This is a genomic window from Streptomyces fildesensis (assembly GCF_016107395.1).
GTDB lineage: Bacteria > Actinomycetota > Actinomycetes > Streptomycetales > Streptomycetaceae > Actinacidiphila > Actinacidiphila fildesensis.
Genome location: NZ_JAAIKO010000168.1, coordinates 1 through 528 on the forward strand (window position 1 = coordinate 1; position 528 = coordinate 528).

The 528-nt window shown below is 68.2% G+C and carries 1 protein-coding gene; it reads left to right on the forward strand.

All coding sequences use genetic code 11. From position 1 onward, the window contains the following. Positions 1–175: 175 nt before the first annotated feature. On the forward strand, positions 176–528 hold a 353-nt coding region (locus C6N31_RS42430; protein ID WP_198359650.1), incomplete at its 3' end, for an ArsR/SmtB family transcription factor.

Below are 528 nucleotides of genomic sequence, written 5' to 3' on the forward strand. Positions count from 1 at the left end.
GGCGGGGCCCTCGCGCGCCGCCTGAACGAGGAGAACCGCACGGAATTGCTAAAGTCGGCAAGAGATCAGTTCCTTGCTTCTCCCGGGTCGGGACAAGGTGCTCGCACGCCGTTGCTGCCCGGAACCCACCGACCATGTGCCGGGACCCGGCCCCGGAACCCTGGAGGCGGCCCACGTGAGCGCCCCGCTGTACCAACTCAAGGCCGACTTCTTCAAAACCCTCGGCCACCCGGTCCGCATCCGCGTGCTGGAACTGCTCAGCCAGCGGGAACACGCGGTGGCGGAAATGCTGCCCGAGGTGGGAATCGAAGCCGCCCACCTCTCTCAGCAACTCGCCGTACTGCGCCGCGCGAACCTCGTGGCGACCCGTAAAGAGGGCTCCACTGTCTATTACCGGCTCACCAGCCCCCAGGTGGCCGAGCTCCTGACGGTCGCCCGCACCATCCTCAGCGGCGTCCTGGCCGGCCAGGCCGAGCTCCTGCAAGACCTCCGTGCCACCAATCCCACCCTGACGACCTCGCCACCCGG